This window comes from Brachyspira hyodysenteriae ATCC 27164, from assembly GCF_001676785.2.
Classification (GTDB): domain Bacteria; phylum Spirochaetota; class Brachyspiria; order Brachyspirales; family Brachyspiraceae; genus Brachyspira; species Brachyspira hyodysenteriae.
This window is the reverse complement of sequence record NZ_CP015910.2, coordinates 2,382,274-2,397,490: the sequence shown is the minus strand read 5'-3', so window position 1 is coordinate 2,397,490 and position 15,217 is coordinate 2,382,274. Positions and strand designations below refer to the sequence as shown.

12 protein-coding genes are annotated in these 15,217 nt (G+C 29.0%); 6 read left to right on the top strand and 6 right to left on the bottom strand.

Going from position 1 to position 15,217, the window contains the following annotated elements:
* The first annotated feature begins 6 nt into the window (after positions 1-6).
* The 4 genes from clpX to BHYOB78_RS10470 all read left to right on the top strand — a co-directional run bounded on the left by clpX (position 7) and on the right by BHYOB78_RS10470 (position 5,470).
* Positions 7-1,851 (top strand): ATP-dependent Clp protease ATP-binding subunit ClpX, encoded by a 1,845-nt coding sequence (gene clpX / locus BHYOB78_RS10485; protein ID WP_020064495.1) that lies wholly within the window; start codon positions 7-9, stop codon positions 1,849-1,851.
* A gap of 80 nt (positions 1,852-1,931) precedes the next feature.
* Positions 1,932-2,504 carry an RNA polymerase sigma factor gene (locus tag BHYOB78_RS10480; RefSeq protein ID WP_008722679.1) on the top strand — a complete coding sequence of 191 codons (573 nt, stop codon included), beginning with the start codon at positions 1,932-1,934 and terminating at the stop codon, positions 2,502-2,504.
* Positions 2,501-2,830: a hypothetical protein gene (locus tag BHYOB78_RS10475; RefSeq protein WP_020064494.1), complete on the top strand. Its 330-nt coding sequence runs from the start codon at positions 2,501-2,503 to the stop codon at positions 2,828-2,830. The genes BHYOB78_RS10480 and BHYOB78_RS10475 overlap by 4 nt, the downstream gene beginning before the upstream one ends.
* 153 nt (positions 2,831-2,983) lie before the next feature.
* Positions 2,984-5,470, top strand: a complete 2,487-nt coding sequence (locus tag BHYOB78_RS10470) for an ATP-dependent Clp protease ATP-binding subunit (protein ID WP_012670753.1) — start codon at positions 2,984-2,986, stop codon at positions 5,468-5,470.
* Between the two features lie 93 nt (positions 5,471-5,563).
* Here BHYOB78_RS10470 and BHYOB78_RS10465 read toward each other — a convergent pair whose 3' ends face one another.
* The 5 genes from BHYOB78_RS10465 to BHYOB78_RS10440 all read right to left on the bottom strand — a co-directional run bounded on the left by BHYOB78_RS10465 (position 5,564) and on the right by BHYOB78_RS10440 (position 11,841).
* The gene (locus tag BHYOB78_RS10465; protein ID WP_020064493.1) at positions 5,564-6,127 is read right to left on the bottom strand and encodes a DNA/RNA non-specific endonuclease; all 564 of its coding nucleotides are present in this window, start codon (positions 6,125-6,127) and stop codon (positions 5,564-5,566) included.
* A gap of 425 nt (positions 6,128-6,552) precedes the next feature.
* Positions 6,553-8,364, bottom strand: coding sequence for a LysM peptidoglycan-binding domain-containing protein (locus tag BHYOB78_RS10455; protein WP_020064491.1), 1,812 nt, complete (start codon positions 8,362-8,364; stop codon positions 6,553-6,555).
* A gap of 16 nt (positions 8,365-8,380) precedes the next feature.
* Entirely contained in the window at positions 8,381-9,001 is a 621-nt protein-coding gene (locus BHYOB78_RS10450; protein WP_020064490.1) for a hypothetical protein, read from the bottom strand.
* A 280-nt stretch (positions 9,002-9,281) separates the two neighbouring features.
* Positions 9,282-10,682, bottom strand: coding sequence for an NADPH-dependent glutamate synthase (gene gltA, locus BHYOB78_RS10445; protein WP_020064489.1), 1,401 nt, complete (start codon positions 10,680-10,682; stop codon positions 9,282-9,284).
* Positions 10,683-10,926: 244 nt separating this feature from the next.
* A complete protein-coding gene (locus BHYOB78_RS10440; RefSeq protein ID WP_012670748.1) occupies positions 10,927-11,841 on the bottom strand; it encodes a dihydrodipicolinate synthase family protein in 915 nt (304 codons plus the stop codon).
* A 397-nt stretch (positions 11,842-12,238) separates the two neighbouring features.
* On the opposite strand from BHYOB78_RS10440, the gene rpmB reads away from it, so the two are divergent.
* Complete coding sequence (rpmB, locus tag BHYOB78_RS10435) at positions 12,239-12,430, top strand: 50S ribosomal protein L28 (RefSeq protein ID WP_008727936.1); 192 nt, start codon at positions 12,239-12,241, stop codon at positions 12,428-12,430.
* A 31-nt stretch (positions 12,431-12,461) separates the two neighbouring features.
* Complete coding sequence (gene ispH, locus BHYOB78_RS10430) at positions 12,462-14,207, top strand: 4-hydroxy-3-methylbut-2-enyl diphosphate reductase (protein WP_012670747.1); 1,746 nt, start codon at positions 12,462-12,464, stop codon at positions 14,205-14,207.
* A 73-nt stretch (positions 14,208-14,280) separates the two neighbouring features.
* Here ispH and BHYOB78_RS10425 read toward each other — a convergent pair whose 3' ends face one another.
* Positions 14,281-15,081 (bottom strand): DUF4912 domain-containing protein, encoded by an 801-nt coding sequence (locus tag BHYOB78_RS10425; protein ID WP_012670746.1) that lies wholly within the window; start codon positions 15,079-15,081, stop codon positions 14,281-14,283.
* Between the last annotated feature and the right edge of the window lie 136 nt (positions 15,082-15,217).

Genomic DNA, 15,217 nt, shown 5'->3' with positions numbered 1-15,217 from the left:
TTTGTTATGAAGAAAAAAAAGCAGGAAAATGAACCTAACAGTATTGAAAAAGAAGAAAAAAAATCCTCTGGTAATTATGCTAATAGAGAAGATGCTTTTAGAGCATATTTTGAAATAGTTACAAAAATAGTTTATACATTGAATTTAATATCTGATAGAAATGATATGACCAGAAGACTATCAAGCAATATTGATAGGGCTTTAGGTTATGACGATGAGATGATATCCAATAATGAAAAGATAGCCAATAATAGCAATGAAGTTGAAATACTTATAAATTCTCTTAAAACAGATGTAAGAAAGATATCTTCTTTTAAAAAGTATAATTTTAATATAGAAAGATTTATCTCAGATAAAAATTTGGATTTAGATGAAAGATTTATTTTATACTCTGTATTGGTTTATACTATTTACGGAGATTCTATGTCTGCCATATCTGTTAGAAGAATATTGGAGCTTATTACATTAAATAATGATATATATATAAACAAATATCATTATTTTGATAATAGCAGTAAATTGATATCAAGCGGTATATTCAATTTATCGCATGAGCCTTATCCAAGCAGCGGAATACTTGAAATAACAAATACATTGATAACATTTATAAATTCTAAAGTAATATTCGCATTCTTAGAAAAAGATAATTACAATGTTATAGAAAATATCATAAGCAGCGGAGAAGCTATAAAGAAAATTTCATTAGAAAATAAACTATGCGGTAAACGTAAATCTTCAGCATCAGATATTTTAACCCCTAAGGAAATAGTTGCTCAGCTGGATAAAACTGTTATAGGTCAGGACGAAGCAAAAAAAGCATTAGCAGTACATGCTTATTTGCATTGTTTGAGAATAAATGGTAATAAAGATATACCATTCAGATCTAATATTCTTATGATAGGGCCTACAGGTGTTGGAAAAACTTATTTAGTAAAAACATTAGCAGATATATTAGGACTTCCTTTTGCTAGAGCAGATGTTACCACTCTTACAGAAACCGGATATGTAGGAGATGATGTAGAGGTAGTTCTTTATAATCTTTATAGAAAAGCTAATGGGGATTTGGAAAAAGCTCAGCATGGTATAGTATTTTTAGACGAAGTAGATAAGATAGCAAAGGCAGATGCTCATCAATCCACTACAGGTAATCCTTCAGATAAAGCTGTACAGGAAGCACTTCTTTCTATGATGAATGGAGAAGATATAAGAGTTCCTGAATTCGGCGATAGAAGAATGATGCATTCAAGTGATGGAATACTTATGAATACTAAAAACATATTATTTATATTTGGAGGTGCTTTTGTAGGTCTTGATGATATAATCAAGATGCGTTTGAAAGGAGAAAGCAGTTTAGGATTCGGCTCTAATGCTGTTATAAATAAACTGCAGAAAAATAGGATATTAAGTCAGGTTGATGTTAAAGATATAGAAAAATATGGTATGATACCTGAGTTTATAGGCAGAATACCGATAATAGTAACATTGAATGATCTTACTAAAGAAAATTTGAAAGATATCTTGACAAAAACTTCAGAATCTCCTATTATAAAATATACTGAATTTTTCAAAAGTATAGGTAAGAAGTTGGTAGTAACTGCGGAAGCGATTAACTTTATAGTTGATAAGGCTTCCAGCATGAATATGGGTGCAAGATCTTTAAAAAGTATAGTTGAAACAGCAATGGTTAATATACTTTTCAATTTAGACGGAGTAAAAGGCAATACTTTGACTCTTACTAAATATGATATAGAGAATGCATTCAGCGAGAAGGAGTTTGTAACTTCAGGAAATGAAGATAAAAAATTAGATAATTCCAGCAAGAATTTTTCTAAAGAATCTTTCATGGCTTGATTTTACTTTATTTTTGTTTATTTGTTATAAATAATGTATATATAATTATTTAAGAACAGGTAATATTGGAGTTTGTAGAGATGATAGTAACTAAAGAAAAAGAATTATTAAAGGATTACGAATTAATAGAAGCACATAAAAAAGGCGATAGCGAAGCATTAGATATATTATTAACAAGATATAAAAATTATATATTTAATTTATCATATCGTTTTATGCATAACTATGAAGATGCTATGGATTTAACACAAGATGTATTGATACGTGTGTATAAAGCAATAGACAGATATGAAGAACGTAATTATTTCAAAGGTTGGTTATACCGTATAATAAGCAATACAGCTATAAATATGTATTCTAAAGCTTATAGGAGAGAATCTCCTTATTTAGAAAAATTAGAAATAGTTGATGATAAAAGGTATAATACAGAAAAAGAATATGAAAGAATATATCTTCAAGAAAAAATTTACAATGCTTCTACTAAATTAAAGGGAAAACAGAGAGATGTCTTTATATTGAGATATTATGAGAATTACTCATATAAAGAAATATCAGATATTTTAAATATATCAAGCGATTCAGCTAAGAGTAATTATTCTTATGCTCTTAAAAAGATGAAATCGCTCCTAGAAAAAGAAAGGACTCTTTTATGAAACTACATGACATGATGCAATTTAAAAGCAAAATCGAAAAGAAGCGACATCATTTTGATTTGCCAAGTTTGCCTGATAGAGAATGGCAGTACATGTTGCAAAGAGCTAAGATGGAAAGTATGAAAAAAAATGAAATAAGTCCATTGTATGCTTTTATGAGTTCTGCTAGGCTTTCTATAGCTCTATCTACAGCAATACTTTTGGTATTAGCTTTATCTTTGTTTTATGGAAACCCTAATAAGGACAATTCTCATAAGACTAATACTGCATCATCTAGTAAGACTAACATAAATGTTGTTAATGTAGCTAATAGTAGTTTTATTTAAAATTTAAAACCTATAATAGAAATTCTAAATTATACATTAGCATTCCTTTATGTTAATGTATAATTTTGTTTTATTTATAATAGTATTTCTATTATATCCGATAATGATTATTAAAATATTTTATATACGTAAAATATAATACAGGATTATAATATGTTTCAATTTCATTTAACAAGCAAAGCAAAAAAGGTAATAGAATTATATGCTCAGGAAGAAGCAAAAAGATTAAATCATGATATGGTTACACCTGAACATATACTTTTGGGGCTTCTTCATGAATCAGAGGCTTTGGCAACACGTGTTTTGATGAGATTGAAAATTGATTTGGACAGACTTAAATTAGAATTAGAATCAGCTATGGTAAAATCTTCAACTACAAAAGTATTTGGAACTTTACCTACAGCTCCAAGAGTACAGAAACTTATAAGCAGATCTGCTGAAGAGGCTAGGGCTTTAAGTCATAACTATATAGGTACTGAACATTTACTTCTTGGACTTCTAAGAGAAGAAAGTGGTACAGCTTATAATGTACTTACAAGTATGGGGCTTGAGCTTACTATATTAAGACAAGAAATATTAAAAATGCTTGGTGTTGCTGGAAGTAATATTTCTTCTATGGAACAGACAAGTCAGGAAGATAATGTAAAAAAGGTAAAAACACCTACTTTAGATCAATTTGCCAGAGATTTAACTAAAATGGCTAGAGACAAGGCTTTAGACAGAGTTATAGGCAGAGAAAATGAAGTAATGAGAGTTGTTCAGATTTTATCAAGAAGAAAGAAAAATAATCCTATACTTCTTGGTGAGCCTGGTGTAGGTAAAACAGCTATAGTAGAGGGACTTGCTGAAAAGATAGTAGCTGCTGATGTACCTGATATACTTCTAAAAAAACGTGTATTAACTTTAGATTTGTCTTCAGTTGTTGCTGGTACAAAATACAGAGGTGAATTTGAAGAGAGAATAAAAAACATAGTTTTAGAAATAAAAAAAGCTAGTAATATTATTATATTCATAGATGAGCTTCATACATTAATAGGGGCAGGCGGTGCTGAAGGTGCTTTAGATGCTGCTAATATGTTAAAGCCGGCACTTTCAAGAGGCGAGATTCAATGTATAGGTGCCACTACTATAAATGAATATAAAAAATATATAGAAAAAGACGGTGCTTTGGTTAGAAGATTCCAGCCTATAAATGTTGAAGAGCCTAGTATAGAGGATACTATTGAAATATTGAATGGTATCAAAGGTAAATATGAAGAACATCATAAAGTAAAATATACTGATGAAGCAATAAATGCTGCTGCTGTATTGAGTAAGAGATATATTTTTGAAAGACATTTGCCTGATAAAGCTATAGACTTAATAGATGAGGCAGGTTCAAGAGCAAGACTTCTTAATATGACAAGACCTCAGGAGTTTAAAGATTTAGAAAAGAAAATAGAAGAGCTTAATCAGCAAAAGAAAAGAGTTGTTGAGAGTCAGAATTTCGAAGATGCTGCTAAAATAAGAGATGAAATTACTTCTTTACAGGAAGAGCTTTCTAAAAAAGAAGAAAAATGGCGTGAAGAAAGAGAAAAGATAGAAACATTTATTGAAGAAGATGATATAAGACATGTTATATCAGAAATAACTAATATACCTATAAAAAGATTATTAAACTCAGAAAGTAAAAGACTTATAGGTATGGAAGAAGAATTGCATCAGAAAGTCGTAGGACAGAAAGAAGCTATATCTTCTATATCTAAGGCTATAAGAAGAAGCAGAGCAGGACTTAAAACATCAAAAAGACCTCTTGGAAGTTTTATTTTCCTGGGACCTACAGGTGTTGGTAAAACTGCTTTAGCTAAAGTTCTTTCAGAGTTTATGTTTGGAGACAGCGATGCTCTTATCAGAATAGATATGAGTGAGTTTATGGAAAAGTTTGCGGTAAGCAGACTTATAGGAGCTCCTCCTGGATATGTTGGTTATGAAGAGGGAGGCGGACTTACTGAAAAGGTGAGAAGAAAGCCTTATTCTCTTATACTTTTTGATGAAATAGAAAAAGCTCATCCTGATGTTACTAATATACTTTTACAAGTACTTGAAGAAGGACAGCTTACTGATAATTTTGGAAGAAAAGTTGATTTTTCAAATACTATTATAATAATAACAAGTAACTTAGGTGCAAGAGATATTGTAAAAGGAAGTTCTTTAGGATTTAATGCTGTTGGAAGCGAAAAAGATGCTAATGATATTAAAAATTTTGCTTTAGAAGAATTAAAACAGAATTTTAATCCTGAGTTTTTAAATAGAATTGATGATATCATAGTATTCCATACTTTAAGTAAAGAGGATTTGAAAGATATTATTAATATAATGCTTAAAGAGCTTAATGAAGCTATTAAAGAAAGAAATATTGTTATTAATTTAAGCGAAGAAGCTAAGAATTATATCATAGATAAAGGATTCGATAAGAAGTATGGTGCTAGAAGTTTAAGAAGGGCTATACAGAAAGAGATAGAGGATTATGTGAGTACCGAAATATTATTCGGTAATATTGAAGATGGTGATACTATTAACGTTGATGCTAATGATGGCTCTTTGATATTTTCTTATGACAAGTCAGTTAAGACTGAGAATAAGGAATTATCTAAAAGTTAGTTAACATACTCCTATAAATATTTGTGATGCTTCCAAAATTATTTTTATGATTTTGGGGCGTCTTTTTATTTTTTACTTTTATATATATTAAAATTAGTCATTTGTGAATATTTTTTGTATTCTGTAATTTGTATAATCTTTTTCTATATCATAATTAATAATAATTATATTAGGTCTCATATTAGTATATATATATTTTATATCTATAACAATATCATTTATTTCATCCCCATTTATAATACTTTCTCTCCACTCCATTTCAGTCTTTCTCATTTCTCCAATGTTTAATTTTTTATTTATTGGTATAAGATTATCAATATTTGGAGATCCTCCGAATTGTCTGCCTATTATATGCCCCCCTTGATCATGATCTTTTATACCATAAAGTTCCACAACTTTTTTTTGGGCATAATTATTCCTTTTAGCATTTGAAAGTATGAGGTTTTCTTTTCTTATGACTTTGTATATTCTTGATCGTTTATCAGTGCTGTATAGAGTTCCATTTATATTGTATTTTATATTAGGTTTTAGATATTCTATTCTATTTATTTTTACAAAATGAGATTTATCATCATCATTTTTTATATTGTATACCTGATTAGTTTGGCAAGATATTATAAAAATTATAGATATTATGCAGTAAATATATATTCTCATGTTATAATGGATTATATTTTTTATTTATTTACTTACAACCTTTTAAAAGATGTATTTTTTAATTTTTACTATGAAAATACACTTTATATATGGTATTTATATATGGAACTTTATATAAATAATATAGTTGTTTTAAAATTAGTTGTATGATTATCAATATAATTTTAGTTAAAATGAATGTTTTATGTATTGTCTAAAATCTAATTCTTTATGATATTAGTACTATTCTAGGATTAGATCTTATTTCTATTAGAGTGCAGTAGGGTGTTAATAAAAATTATAAAATATAGAATTAAAGACAGTGTAAATATTTGTTAGTTTTGAAATAATCATAATTTTTGATTTATAAAGACTAATAAAAAAAGCTATGTATGAATAATTATATCCATACATAGCTATTATTTTTACAACTGTTATTCAATTAATTATTGATTTGCAGTGTTAGCCTCTTCTTGAGCATTATTCTGATTGTTTTGCTGCTGATTTCTTAATATCATAGCTTCATCATAAGTTATGTATTCCATATTAGGATCATAAGTACCAGCTCTTTCTTCACCATTCATGCTAGGTATAGTTAATACCTGACCTGGTAATATTAAGTCTGGATTATTAGGATCTCTTAATATGTCTCTGTTAGCTTGATATAATCTATACCATTGTATAGGATCATTATATATGAATGAATAACCAGCTATTCTCCATAAAGCATCAGTTAAAGGAGTTCTTTGTACTACAGTGTAATACATAGGAAGTACAGTAACTTTACCTTCAGTATTAACAGTTTGACCAGTAGTAGCGTCTATGATTTGACCAGTTTCATTGTTATTATCTACATCAACTAAATCACCGTCTCCAGGTCTCTTAGGTCCCATTTCATATATAGCATTCATAGTTCTGTTAGCTTCTTCTAGTTTTTCTCTAGCTAAAGCATTATCATTATTATTTAAAGCATCTTCAGCATCTTTTATTATTTGAGAAAGGTTTTGATCCTCTTCACTATCTGGGATTATATAACCTTCATCAACTAATTGCTGATATCTAGCTTTAAGATCATCTAATTGTCTTTGATTTTCTTCTCTTGCTATAGTATTATCACGATTATTAACTAAGTCGTCCATTGCTTGAGAAGCTTCTAATGCTTTTTGACTAGCAGCTGCAGGATCTGTTTCTACAACATTATTAGCATCAGCTAAAAGAGTAGATATATTTTGATCTGCTTCATCACCTCTTGTTATAGTGTTGTCATTAACAAGATTATCATATTTTTGCTGAGCATTAGCTATATCTTGTTTAGCTTTAGCGATAGCATCAGCTTTTTCTTTAGCAAGAGCTTCCTGTTGTGCTTTCAATTTAGCTTCTTCTTCAGCTTTTCTTTTAGCTTCAGCTTCTGCCTTAGCTTTTGCCTCTGCCTCAGCTTTTGCTTTTGCCTCTGCAGCAGCCTTAGCTTTTGCTTCAGCGGCAGCTTTAGCTTTTGCCTCTGCCTCAGCTTTTGCTTTAGCAGCAGCGGCAGCTCTTTCAGCAGCAGCTTTTGCATCTGCCTCAGCTTTAGTTATACCAGCAAGAGCAGCAGCAACATTCTGTTGTACGCTTGCAAAGTTATCAGCTTGTAGAGCCTCATCAGCTTTAGTTAAAGCACCAGATACTGCTTTATCATTATTATCACCTGCTTTTATACTTTTACCTAAAGCAGCATTGTATTTGCCTCTAGCATCAGCTATTGCTTTAGAAGCAGTGTCTCTTTCTCTTCCTAAATATCCTTCTTTAACTGTATTAGCAGAAGCTAATGCGTTATCAAAGTATTGTAAAACTGTAGTAAAAGTATTAGAAGCAGTATTAAATTCTTCATCATTTTGAGCTACTGTATCAGGACCAGGTATGCTTCCTATATTAGCATTACCTTCTTCAAAATATTTTACAGCTTCTTCATATTGAGCTTTGAATTGATTATCAGTAGCAGCACCCATTTGATTTATTTCAGTGATTGCATTATTGGCATCATTTTTAGTTTTATTTATTCTAGCATTCATAAGTCTGTAGAATAATGCCATTTGAGCTTTGTCTATACTCAAAGATGCCTCTTGAGATTTATCATAAGACTGCTGATATTGACCTTGATTTTGAAGATCATCAGCTTCCTGAGTTATTCTAGCAGCATCTTCATAAGTTTGTGCTGGTAGGATAGACCATGTGAAAGATAATAAAGCTATAGTAGCCATTATTTTTTTTATTTTCATCATTTACTCCTTATAAATATTAGTTCTGTTCCTGTTCAAAGGCTTCTATTTCCTGCATCATCTTTTCTAATTGAGCTAAACGTTCTTTAACTAATTTTAAAGCCTCATCACTTCTATCAAATTGTTCTTTAGTTTTGTTATATAAATCTGTATAAGCTACTTTGGCTTGATAAAGTTTATCTACCATTATTCTGTAGTCTTTAGTTTCAGCTGTATACATTGCATTAGCTTCTTGATATACAGTGTCAGCTTTAGCAAATTCATCAGCATACATTACACTAGCTTTAATATCAATAGCATTAGTTGCACTTTCATCTGTTTGTTTTTTAAGTATTTCAGAATATGGTGGCAAACCTTTGTCTAAAACCAAATTATAATTAGTTTCAGCAGTTAATAATAATTCTTTAGCTTTTTCAGCTTCATCCTTATTTTCTTCTTTCATTATGATATCAGCTTCAGCATAACCTTTTTCTGCTATATCAAAATCTTCCTGAGCAAATGTTTGTATCTCAGGATATTTGTTTACTACAGTATCTCTTAGAGCGGTTACCCTTTCATACTCCTTTGTAGGCAAGCCGCCGCATGAAATAAGCATCAAAGCTATTAAGGTAATAAAACCTATTTGCAACTTCAGTTTCATAATCAGATTAATCCTCCAGTATTTATAAAATATGTTTTATGGCTTTCAATTAAGTAAAACCATAATTATTAAAATAAGAAAAAAAATATAATTACATTTTATATAAAAAAAATGAAATTATGTTAACTATGTTATTATTAACGGTATAAAAGTCAAGAGCTTTTGTCGTTTTTTAATTTATTTATGTATTAGATTATTTATTTTTTATAAAAAAAAGAGACTTTTTAAAAAATAAAGTCTCTTTTTTGTAAAATATTTGTTATATTTATTACCCAAATTATTATTTATTAGATAAGTATTTATCTATTCCTGCAGCAGCTCTTTTACCATCACCAATAGCTAAAATAACTGTAGCAGCACCTCTTGCAGCATCTCCGCCGGCAAATACTCCCTCCATAGAAGTAGCTCCTGTTTCCTCATCTATAACATAAGTACCTTTTTTAGTAGTTTGTAATTCAGGAACTTTTCTAGCTATAAGTGGGTTAGGGGTAGTACCTATTGCTACAATAACTGCATCAACTTCTATATCTTCTGTTTGTCCTTCAACGGCAACAGGTTTTCTTCTTCCATCAGCATCAGACTCACCAAGCTCCATAACTTGAGTTCTAACACCTATAACATTATCATTTTCATCGCCTAATATTTCTAAAGGAGCTCTTAAGAATCTGAAATCAACACCTTCTTCCATAGCATGGTGAATTTCTTCTAATCTTGCTGGAAGTTCTTTTTCAGTTCTTCTATAAATTATATATACTTTTTCAGCACCTAATCTTACAGCAGTTCTGCAAGCATCCATAGCAACGTTACCGCCGCCTAATACAGCTACTTTTTTATGTCTTATAACAGGAGTATCAACTTCAGGGAATTTATAAGCTCCCATTAAGTTAACTCTTGTTAAATATTCATTAGCAGAGTAAACACCACAGAAATGCTCTCCAGGTACATTTACAAATGCTGGAAGTCCGGCACCTGTTCCTAAAAATATGGCATCATATTCCTTTCTTAAGTCTTCAAAATCCAAAGATATACCTGCAACTTCATTAATTCTAAATTTTACACCATCTTTTTTAAGGTTTTCTACTTCATGTGCTACTAATTCTTTAGGAAGACGGAACTCTGGAATACCGTACATTAATACACCACCTATTGTGTGTAAAGCTTCTAATACAGTAACATCATATCCTAATTTTATTAAGTCTCCAGCACAAGCTAAACCTGCAGGTCCTGCACCAATTATACATACTTTTTTACCATTTTTTTCTACTTTTAGATCCTCATGCTGAGCATGTTTTCTTTCATAGTCAGCAACAAACATTTCTAATTTACCAATAGCAACAGGTTCAAATTTTTTACCAACAACACATCTTTGTTCACATTGTTCTTCCTGAGGGCATACTCTTCCGCATGCGGCAGGTAAAGCATTAGTTTCTTTAATTTTTTTAGCTGCTTCTAAAAATTTTTTCTCTGCTATAAGTCCTATAAATTCAGGAATTTTTACTTTAGCAGGGCAGCCTTCCATACAATGAGGAACTTTACAATCTAAACATCTTAAAGATTCCTGATATGCTTGCTCTTCAGTATATCCAAGAGGAACTTCTTTAAAATCTTTCCTTCTTTCTTCTGGACTTCTAGTAGGCATTTCTTGTCTAGGTATTTCACCTAATTTTGATCTTGGTGGCATATATATTTCTCCTATTTTAGGTATTTTGCTTTTTATTTTATTTTTCGTAGATTATACTATAATTTTAAATATAATCAATGCTAATATTATTTTTATTTTTAAGTTTTTTATTACTAGATTATATACCAAATATTAACGAATATTATATATTTTATTATCTGAATGAAAATATTATTTTATGCAATAAAATAACCAGTCATTCACTTTAATATAAATAAATGACTGGTTTTACAAGAGATTTGTATTATTTTATACTGTTTATAGCATCATCTATCATTTTTGCACATTTTTCTATTTTTGCTTTATCTTCATCTATTATATTGCTTAATGGTTTTCTTACTCCGCCTAATTCTAATCCTTTTAGTTTAAGAATTGCTTTCATTACAGCATACAAATTACCATGGCATTCGCACATAGCATATATGATTCTGTCTATTTTATATTGTATATCTCTTGCCTTATCGAATTGACATTTATTAACAGCATCGTTAGCAGCTAAGAACAATTCAGGCATTACAGCATAAGTACCGCCTATTCCAGCATCAGCACCTATTAATCTTCCAGCTACAAATTGTTCATCTGGTCCGTTAAATATAATGCTGTCATCGCCGCCTACATCTTTAAACATTTGAATATCCTGTACAGGCATAGATGAGTTTTTAACACCTATAACTCTTGGATTTTCTCTCATTTTTTTGTAAAGATTAACATTTAAAGCAACACCAGCAAGCTGAGGTATATTATAGATAATAAAGTCTGTATTTGGAGCAGCAGCACTTATATCATTCCAATAATCTGCTATAGAATAGTCAGGAAGGTGGAAATATATTGGAGGTATAGAAGCTATAGCATCTACTCCTAATTTTTCAGCATGGGCAGCTAATTCAGCACTATCAGCAGTATTGTTACATCCTACATGTGCTATAATTGTTATTTTTCCTTTTGCTACTTCCATAACATTTTCTAATACTAATTTTCTTTCTTCTTTACTATGGTAAATACATTCTCCTGAAGATCCTCCTACATACAAACCGTTTACACCTTTGTCTATTAAATGCTGTGTAAACTTTTTAACTCTTTCAGGGCTTATGTCTCCTTTTTCATCATAACAAGCATAAAAAGCAGGAATAATTCCTTTGTACTTATCTAGGTTTCTCATATTTGTCTCTCCTATAATTTATTTTTTTTATTAAAATTTTATACTATTTCCATCTATAAAAAATATATTAAATAATCTTAATTAAACCTTATATTAACTTTTGCATCCGTGTGCATTACTTATATTATACATCATTAATAGTTTTTTTGTAAACTAATTTCATAAAAAAAATAACAATATGCTATAAAATTAGCATAATTTTTATAAAAACTGCAAATAGTTTAATAAATTTGATTTTTTTTTAATTTTTTTAATATTTATTAATATGATTTTTATATAATACTTAATATATGCATGAATAATTTTTTAATAAATCATTGACTAAAATCAATTTTTAATATATAATTATTCAATCATAATTCTAAACTAAATAATATTATTTTTCTTGGAGGAAAAAATGGCAAGAGTATGTGAAATATGCGGTAAAGGCAAACAAAATGGTCATAGTGTAAGCCATTCTAATATAAAAACTAAGCGTTCTTTTAATGCTAATTTACAAAATGTTAAAATAGAAGTAAATGGTTCTGTAAAAAAAGCATTAGTTTGCACTAAATGTATTAAAGGTAATAAAATATCTAAAGCTAAATAATATTATTACTCCTTTTTAAAATCTAAATACAATGAATGTAGATATAGGTAAATTTGCTGGTTTTTGCGATGGTGTGAAGTATGCTGTGGAAAATACTTTTTCTCAGGCTTCCAAAAAAAATAGCGATATATATATAGATGGACATTTGATACATAATCCTCAAACTCTTGATATGTTGGAAAATATAGGAGTTAAAACTTATGAAGATGATGAGGATATGTCTGTCTTGGATGGAAAAACTGTTATTGTAAGAGCTCATGGAATATCTCCTAAAAGAAGGGAAGCTCTATCAAGCCATGCCAAAAAAATAGTAAATCTTACCTGTAAATATGTTGCTAAAATTCAAGGTCTTGTTAAAAAATATAGCTCTCTAGGATATAGAGTTATAGTTATAGGTAATCCTGTTCATCCTGAAATTGTTGGTGTATGCGGATATGCTGATGATGTATATGTTGTTTATAAAGATGAAGATTTAAATAAACTTCCTAATGATTCTAAAAAAGCTTTAATAGTTGCCCAGACTACTTTACAGAAATCTGCTTTTGATAAATTTGTGGCTCAAATACAGGATAAATATAAAGATACAGAAATAATTATTAAAAATACTATATGTGCTGCTACAGAACAGAGACAAAATGAGGTATTAGAGATAGCAAAAAGAAATGATGTTGTGCTTGTAATAGGCGGTTCTGAAAGTTCTAATACTAGAAATTTATATAATATAGCATCATCTATTAAACCAGCATTTTATGTTGAATATAAAGAAGATTTGGAAAAGATAGACTTATCAAACTATAAAAATATAGGTATAATGGCAGGGGCATCCACTCCAGATTGGCTTATAGAAGATATAGCACAAACTATAAAAGATAAATATGCCACTAATTTCTATAGATTTATATCTAGAATATTTGATTTTTTAAATTATGGTTATATATTTTTTTCAGTAGGTGCTTTTTTAATGTCATATGCCGTATACGATATATTATCACAGCCTTTTAAATATCAAATAGGCATTATAATAGCTTTATACTATCTATATATGAGTTTAGAAAATGGATACAGTAATTATACCATAAAAATAAGCGATAAAAGAAGATATTTATTTTATCAAGAGTATAAAACATTTTTCAGATTTTTAATACTGATGAGTGCTGTACTTATGTTTTATTTTGCCTATAAGATTAATGTAGGTATATTAATGCTTTCGATACTTTCGAGTTTGCTTGGAATGGGGTATAATATAAGTTTTGAAAATAAATCTAGATTTGAAAGTTCTTTTTTCTTCAGATTATTTAAAAAACTTATACCTTTTAAAGCTATAGTAATATCTGTTGCAGTTACTGTGTTATTGAATGGCTCTATATTCATTTTGCATAGAGATATATTAAAAGAAAAATTATTTTTATATTTATTCTCTACTTTTTTAGTATTTTTATTTATGTTTATAAGACAGGCTTTGATTGAAATAAAATTTTCTCAAAGCGATAAAATAGCAGGAGCTGTAACTTTAACTACATATATAGATTCTCATAAATTAGCATTTATAACCGGTATAATACCAATTGTTTTAGCTTTATTTATGTTGGTAGGTATTATTATTGGTAAGTTTCCATTAGAAATTAATAAATTGAAATACTGTATCCCTATTGTATATAGCAGTATAATTTCATTTGTAGTGATGAAGAAGAAGATAATAACAAGCAGACATTTATTTTCTATACTAATAGATTCTCCGCTTTATATATTATTTTTAGCGGCATTAATTAATATTTAATTTATAGAGTCCAATAATTACAAAAACAGAAAATTAATATTATGTATTTATCAATTAATACCGCTTAATATTCTTAATTTTTTTTCATAAAGAGTGAAGATGATGAACCTGCTAAATGATTTCTTCTTAAATCTATAAGTTCAAATATTGTAGCAGATGATAAGCTTTCTCTTAAAGCTTTAGGAGATTTCAAAAGTTTTATAATCTCTTCATTAACCATCCATTCTTCATCATAAACATTGCTCATAGAATCTCTAGGAGCATAAATCATGTTACTTCTTGCTAATACTATAAATCTATTATTTTCATCATAGTATCCTAATTCACCAATAAAATAAGCATGAGGCATAGCTAAATTAACATATCTATCACCATAGATATAATTAACTTCTATTTCTTTATGGATTTCTCCATTAGTAATATCATATCCAAATACATGGAATATTCTTACAGATATTCTTTTTCCTTTCAAAGAATGATAATTTATATCTTCATCAGATATATCCCAATAGAAAAAGCACCATTCAGGGTCGCGCATCATAAGTACTAATTTTGTTTCTTTATATCTGTCAGGCAATTCTCTTACTATATCAACTTCATCAGGAATATATTCATCTTTTTTTGCTTCTTCTTTTATTTCTTCTATCTCTTCTTCTATTTCTTTTTCTGATTTTTTCTTTGTTTGTGCTTTTTTAGCAGTAGTTTTTTTAGCGGCAGCAGAAGTAGTTTTTTTAGCGGCAGCTGATTTTACAGCGGCTTTTTTTGGTGCACCTTCGGCTTTTTCTTCATCAGCTTTTTTTGTAGTTGCTGATTTTTTAGCAGCAGTTTTTTTGATGGTATCTTCAGCTGCTTTTTCTGTTTTTTTAGTAGCCATAAAATATCTCCATAAATTTATATTTGTCAGAAATATTATAGAGCAAATACTTTTATTGTCAACAATTAAATTTACTTTTTTACTTTTTTAGTTTTACTAGATTTTAATTATTACGATAATAAGTAAATACCTATAT

Excerpts from the sequence above, each read along its gene's own strand:
- BHYOB78_RS10450 (WP_020064490.1), bottom strand. The coding sequence starts at position 9,001 with ATGAAACTGAAGTTGCAAATAGGTTTTATTACCTTAATAGCTTTGATG.
- BHYOB78_RS10475 (WP_020064494.1), top strand. The coding sequence starts at position 2,501 with ATGAAACTACATGACATGATGCAATTTAAAAGCAAAATCGAAAAGAAG.
- BHYOB78_RS10480 (WP_008722679.1), top strand. The coding sequence starts at position 1,932 with ATGATAGTAACTAAAGAAAAAGAATTATTAAAGGATTACGAATTAATA.
- BHYOB78_RS10470 (WP_012670753.1), top strand. The coding sequence starts at position 2,984 with ATGTTTCAATTTCATTTAACAAGCAAAGCAAAAAAGGTAATAGAATTA.
- BHYOB78_RS10455 (WP_020064491.1), bottom strand. The coding sequence starts at position 8,364 with ATGATGAAAATAAAAAAAATAATGGCTACTATAGCTTTATTATCTTTC.
- clpX (WP_020064495.1), top strand. The coding sequence starts at position 7 with ATGAAGAAAAAAAAGCAGGAAAATGAACCTAACAGTATTGAAAAAGAA.
- BHYOB78_RS10440 (WP_012670748.1), bottom strand. The coding sequence starts at position 11,841 with ATGAGAAACCTAGATAAGTACAAAGGAATTATTCCTGCTTTTTATGCT.
- ispH (WP_012670747.1), top strand. The coding sequence starts at position 12,462 with ATGAATGTAGATATAGGTAAATTTGCTGGTTTTTGCGATGGTGTGAAG.
- rpmB (WP_008727936.1), top strand. The coding sequence starts at position 12,239 with ATGGCAAGAGTATGTGAAATATGCGGTAAAGGCAAACAAAATGGTCAT.
- BHYOB78_RS10465 (WP_020064493.1), bottom strand. The coding sequence starts at position 6,127 with ATGAGAATATATATTTACTGCATAATATCTATAATTTTTATAATATCT.
- gltA (WP_020064489.1), bottom strand. The coding sequence starts at position 10,682 with ATGCCACCAAGATCAAAATTAGGTGAAATACCTAGACAAGAAATGCCT.
- BHYOB78_RS10425 (WP_012670746.1), bottom strand. The coding sequence starts at position 15,081 with ATGGCTACTAAAAAAACAGAAAAAGCAGCTGAAGATACCATCAAAAAA.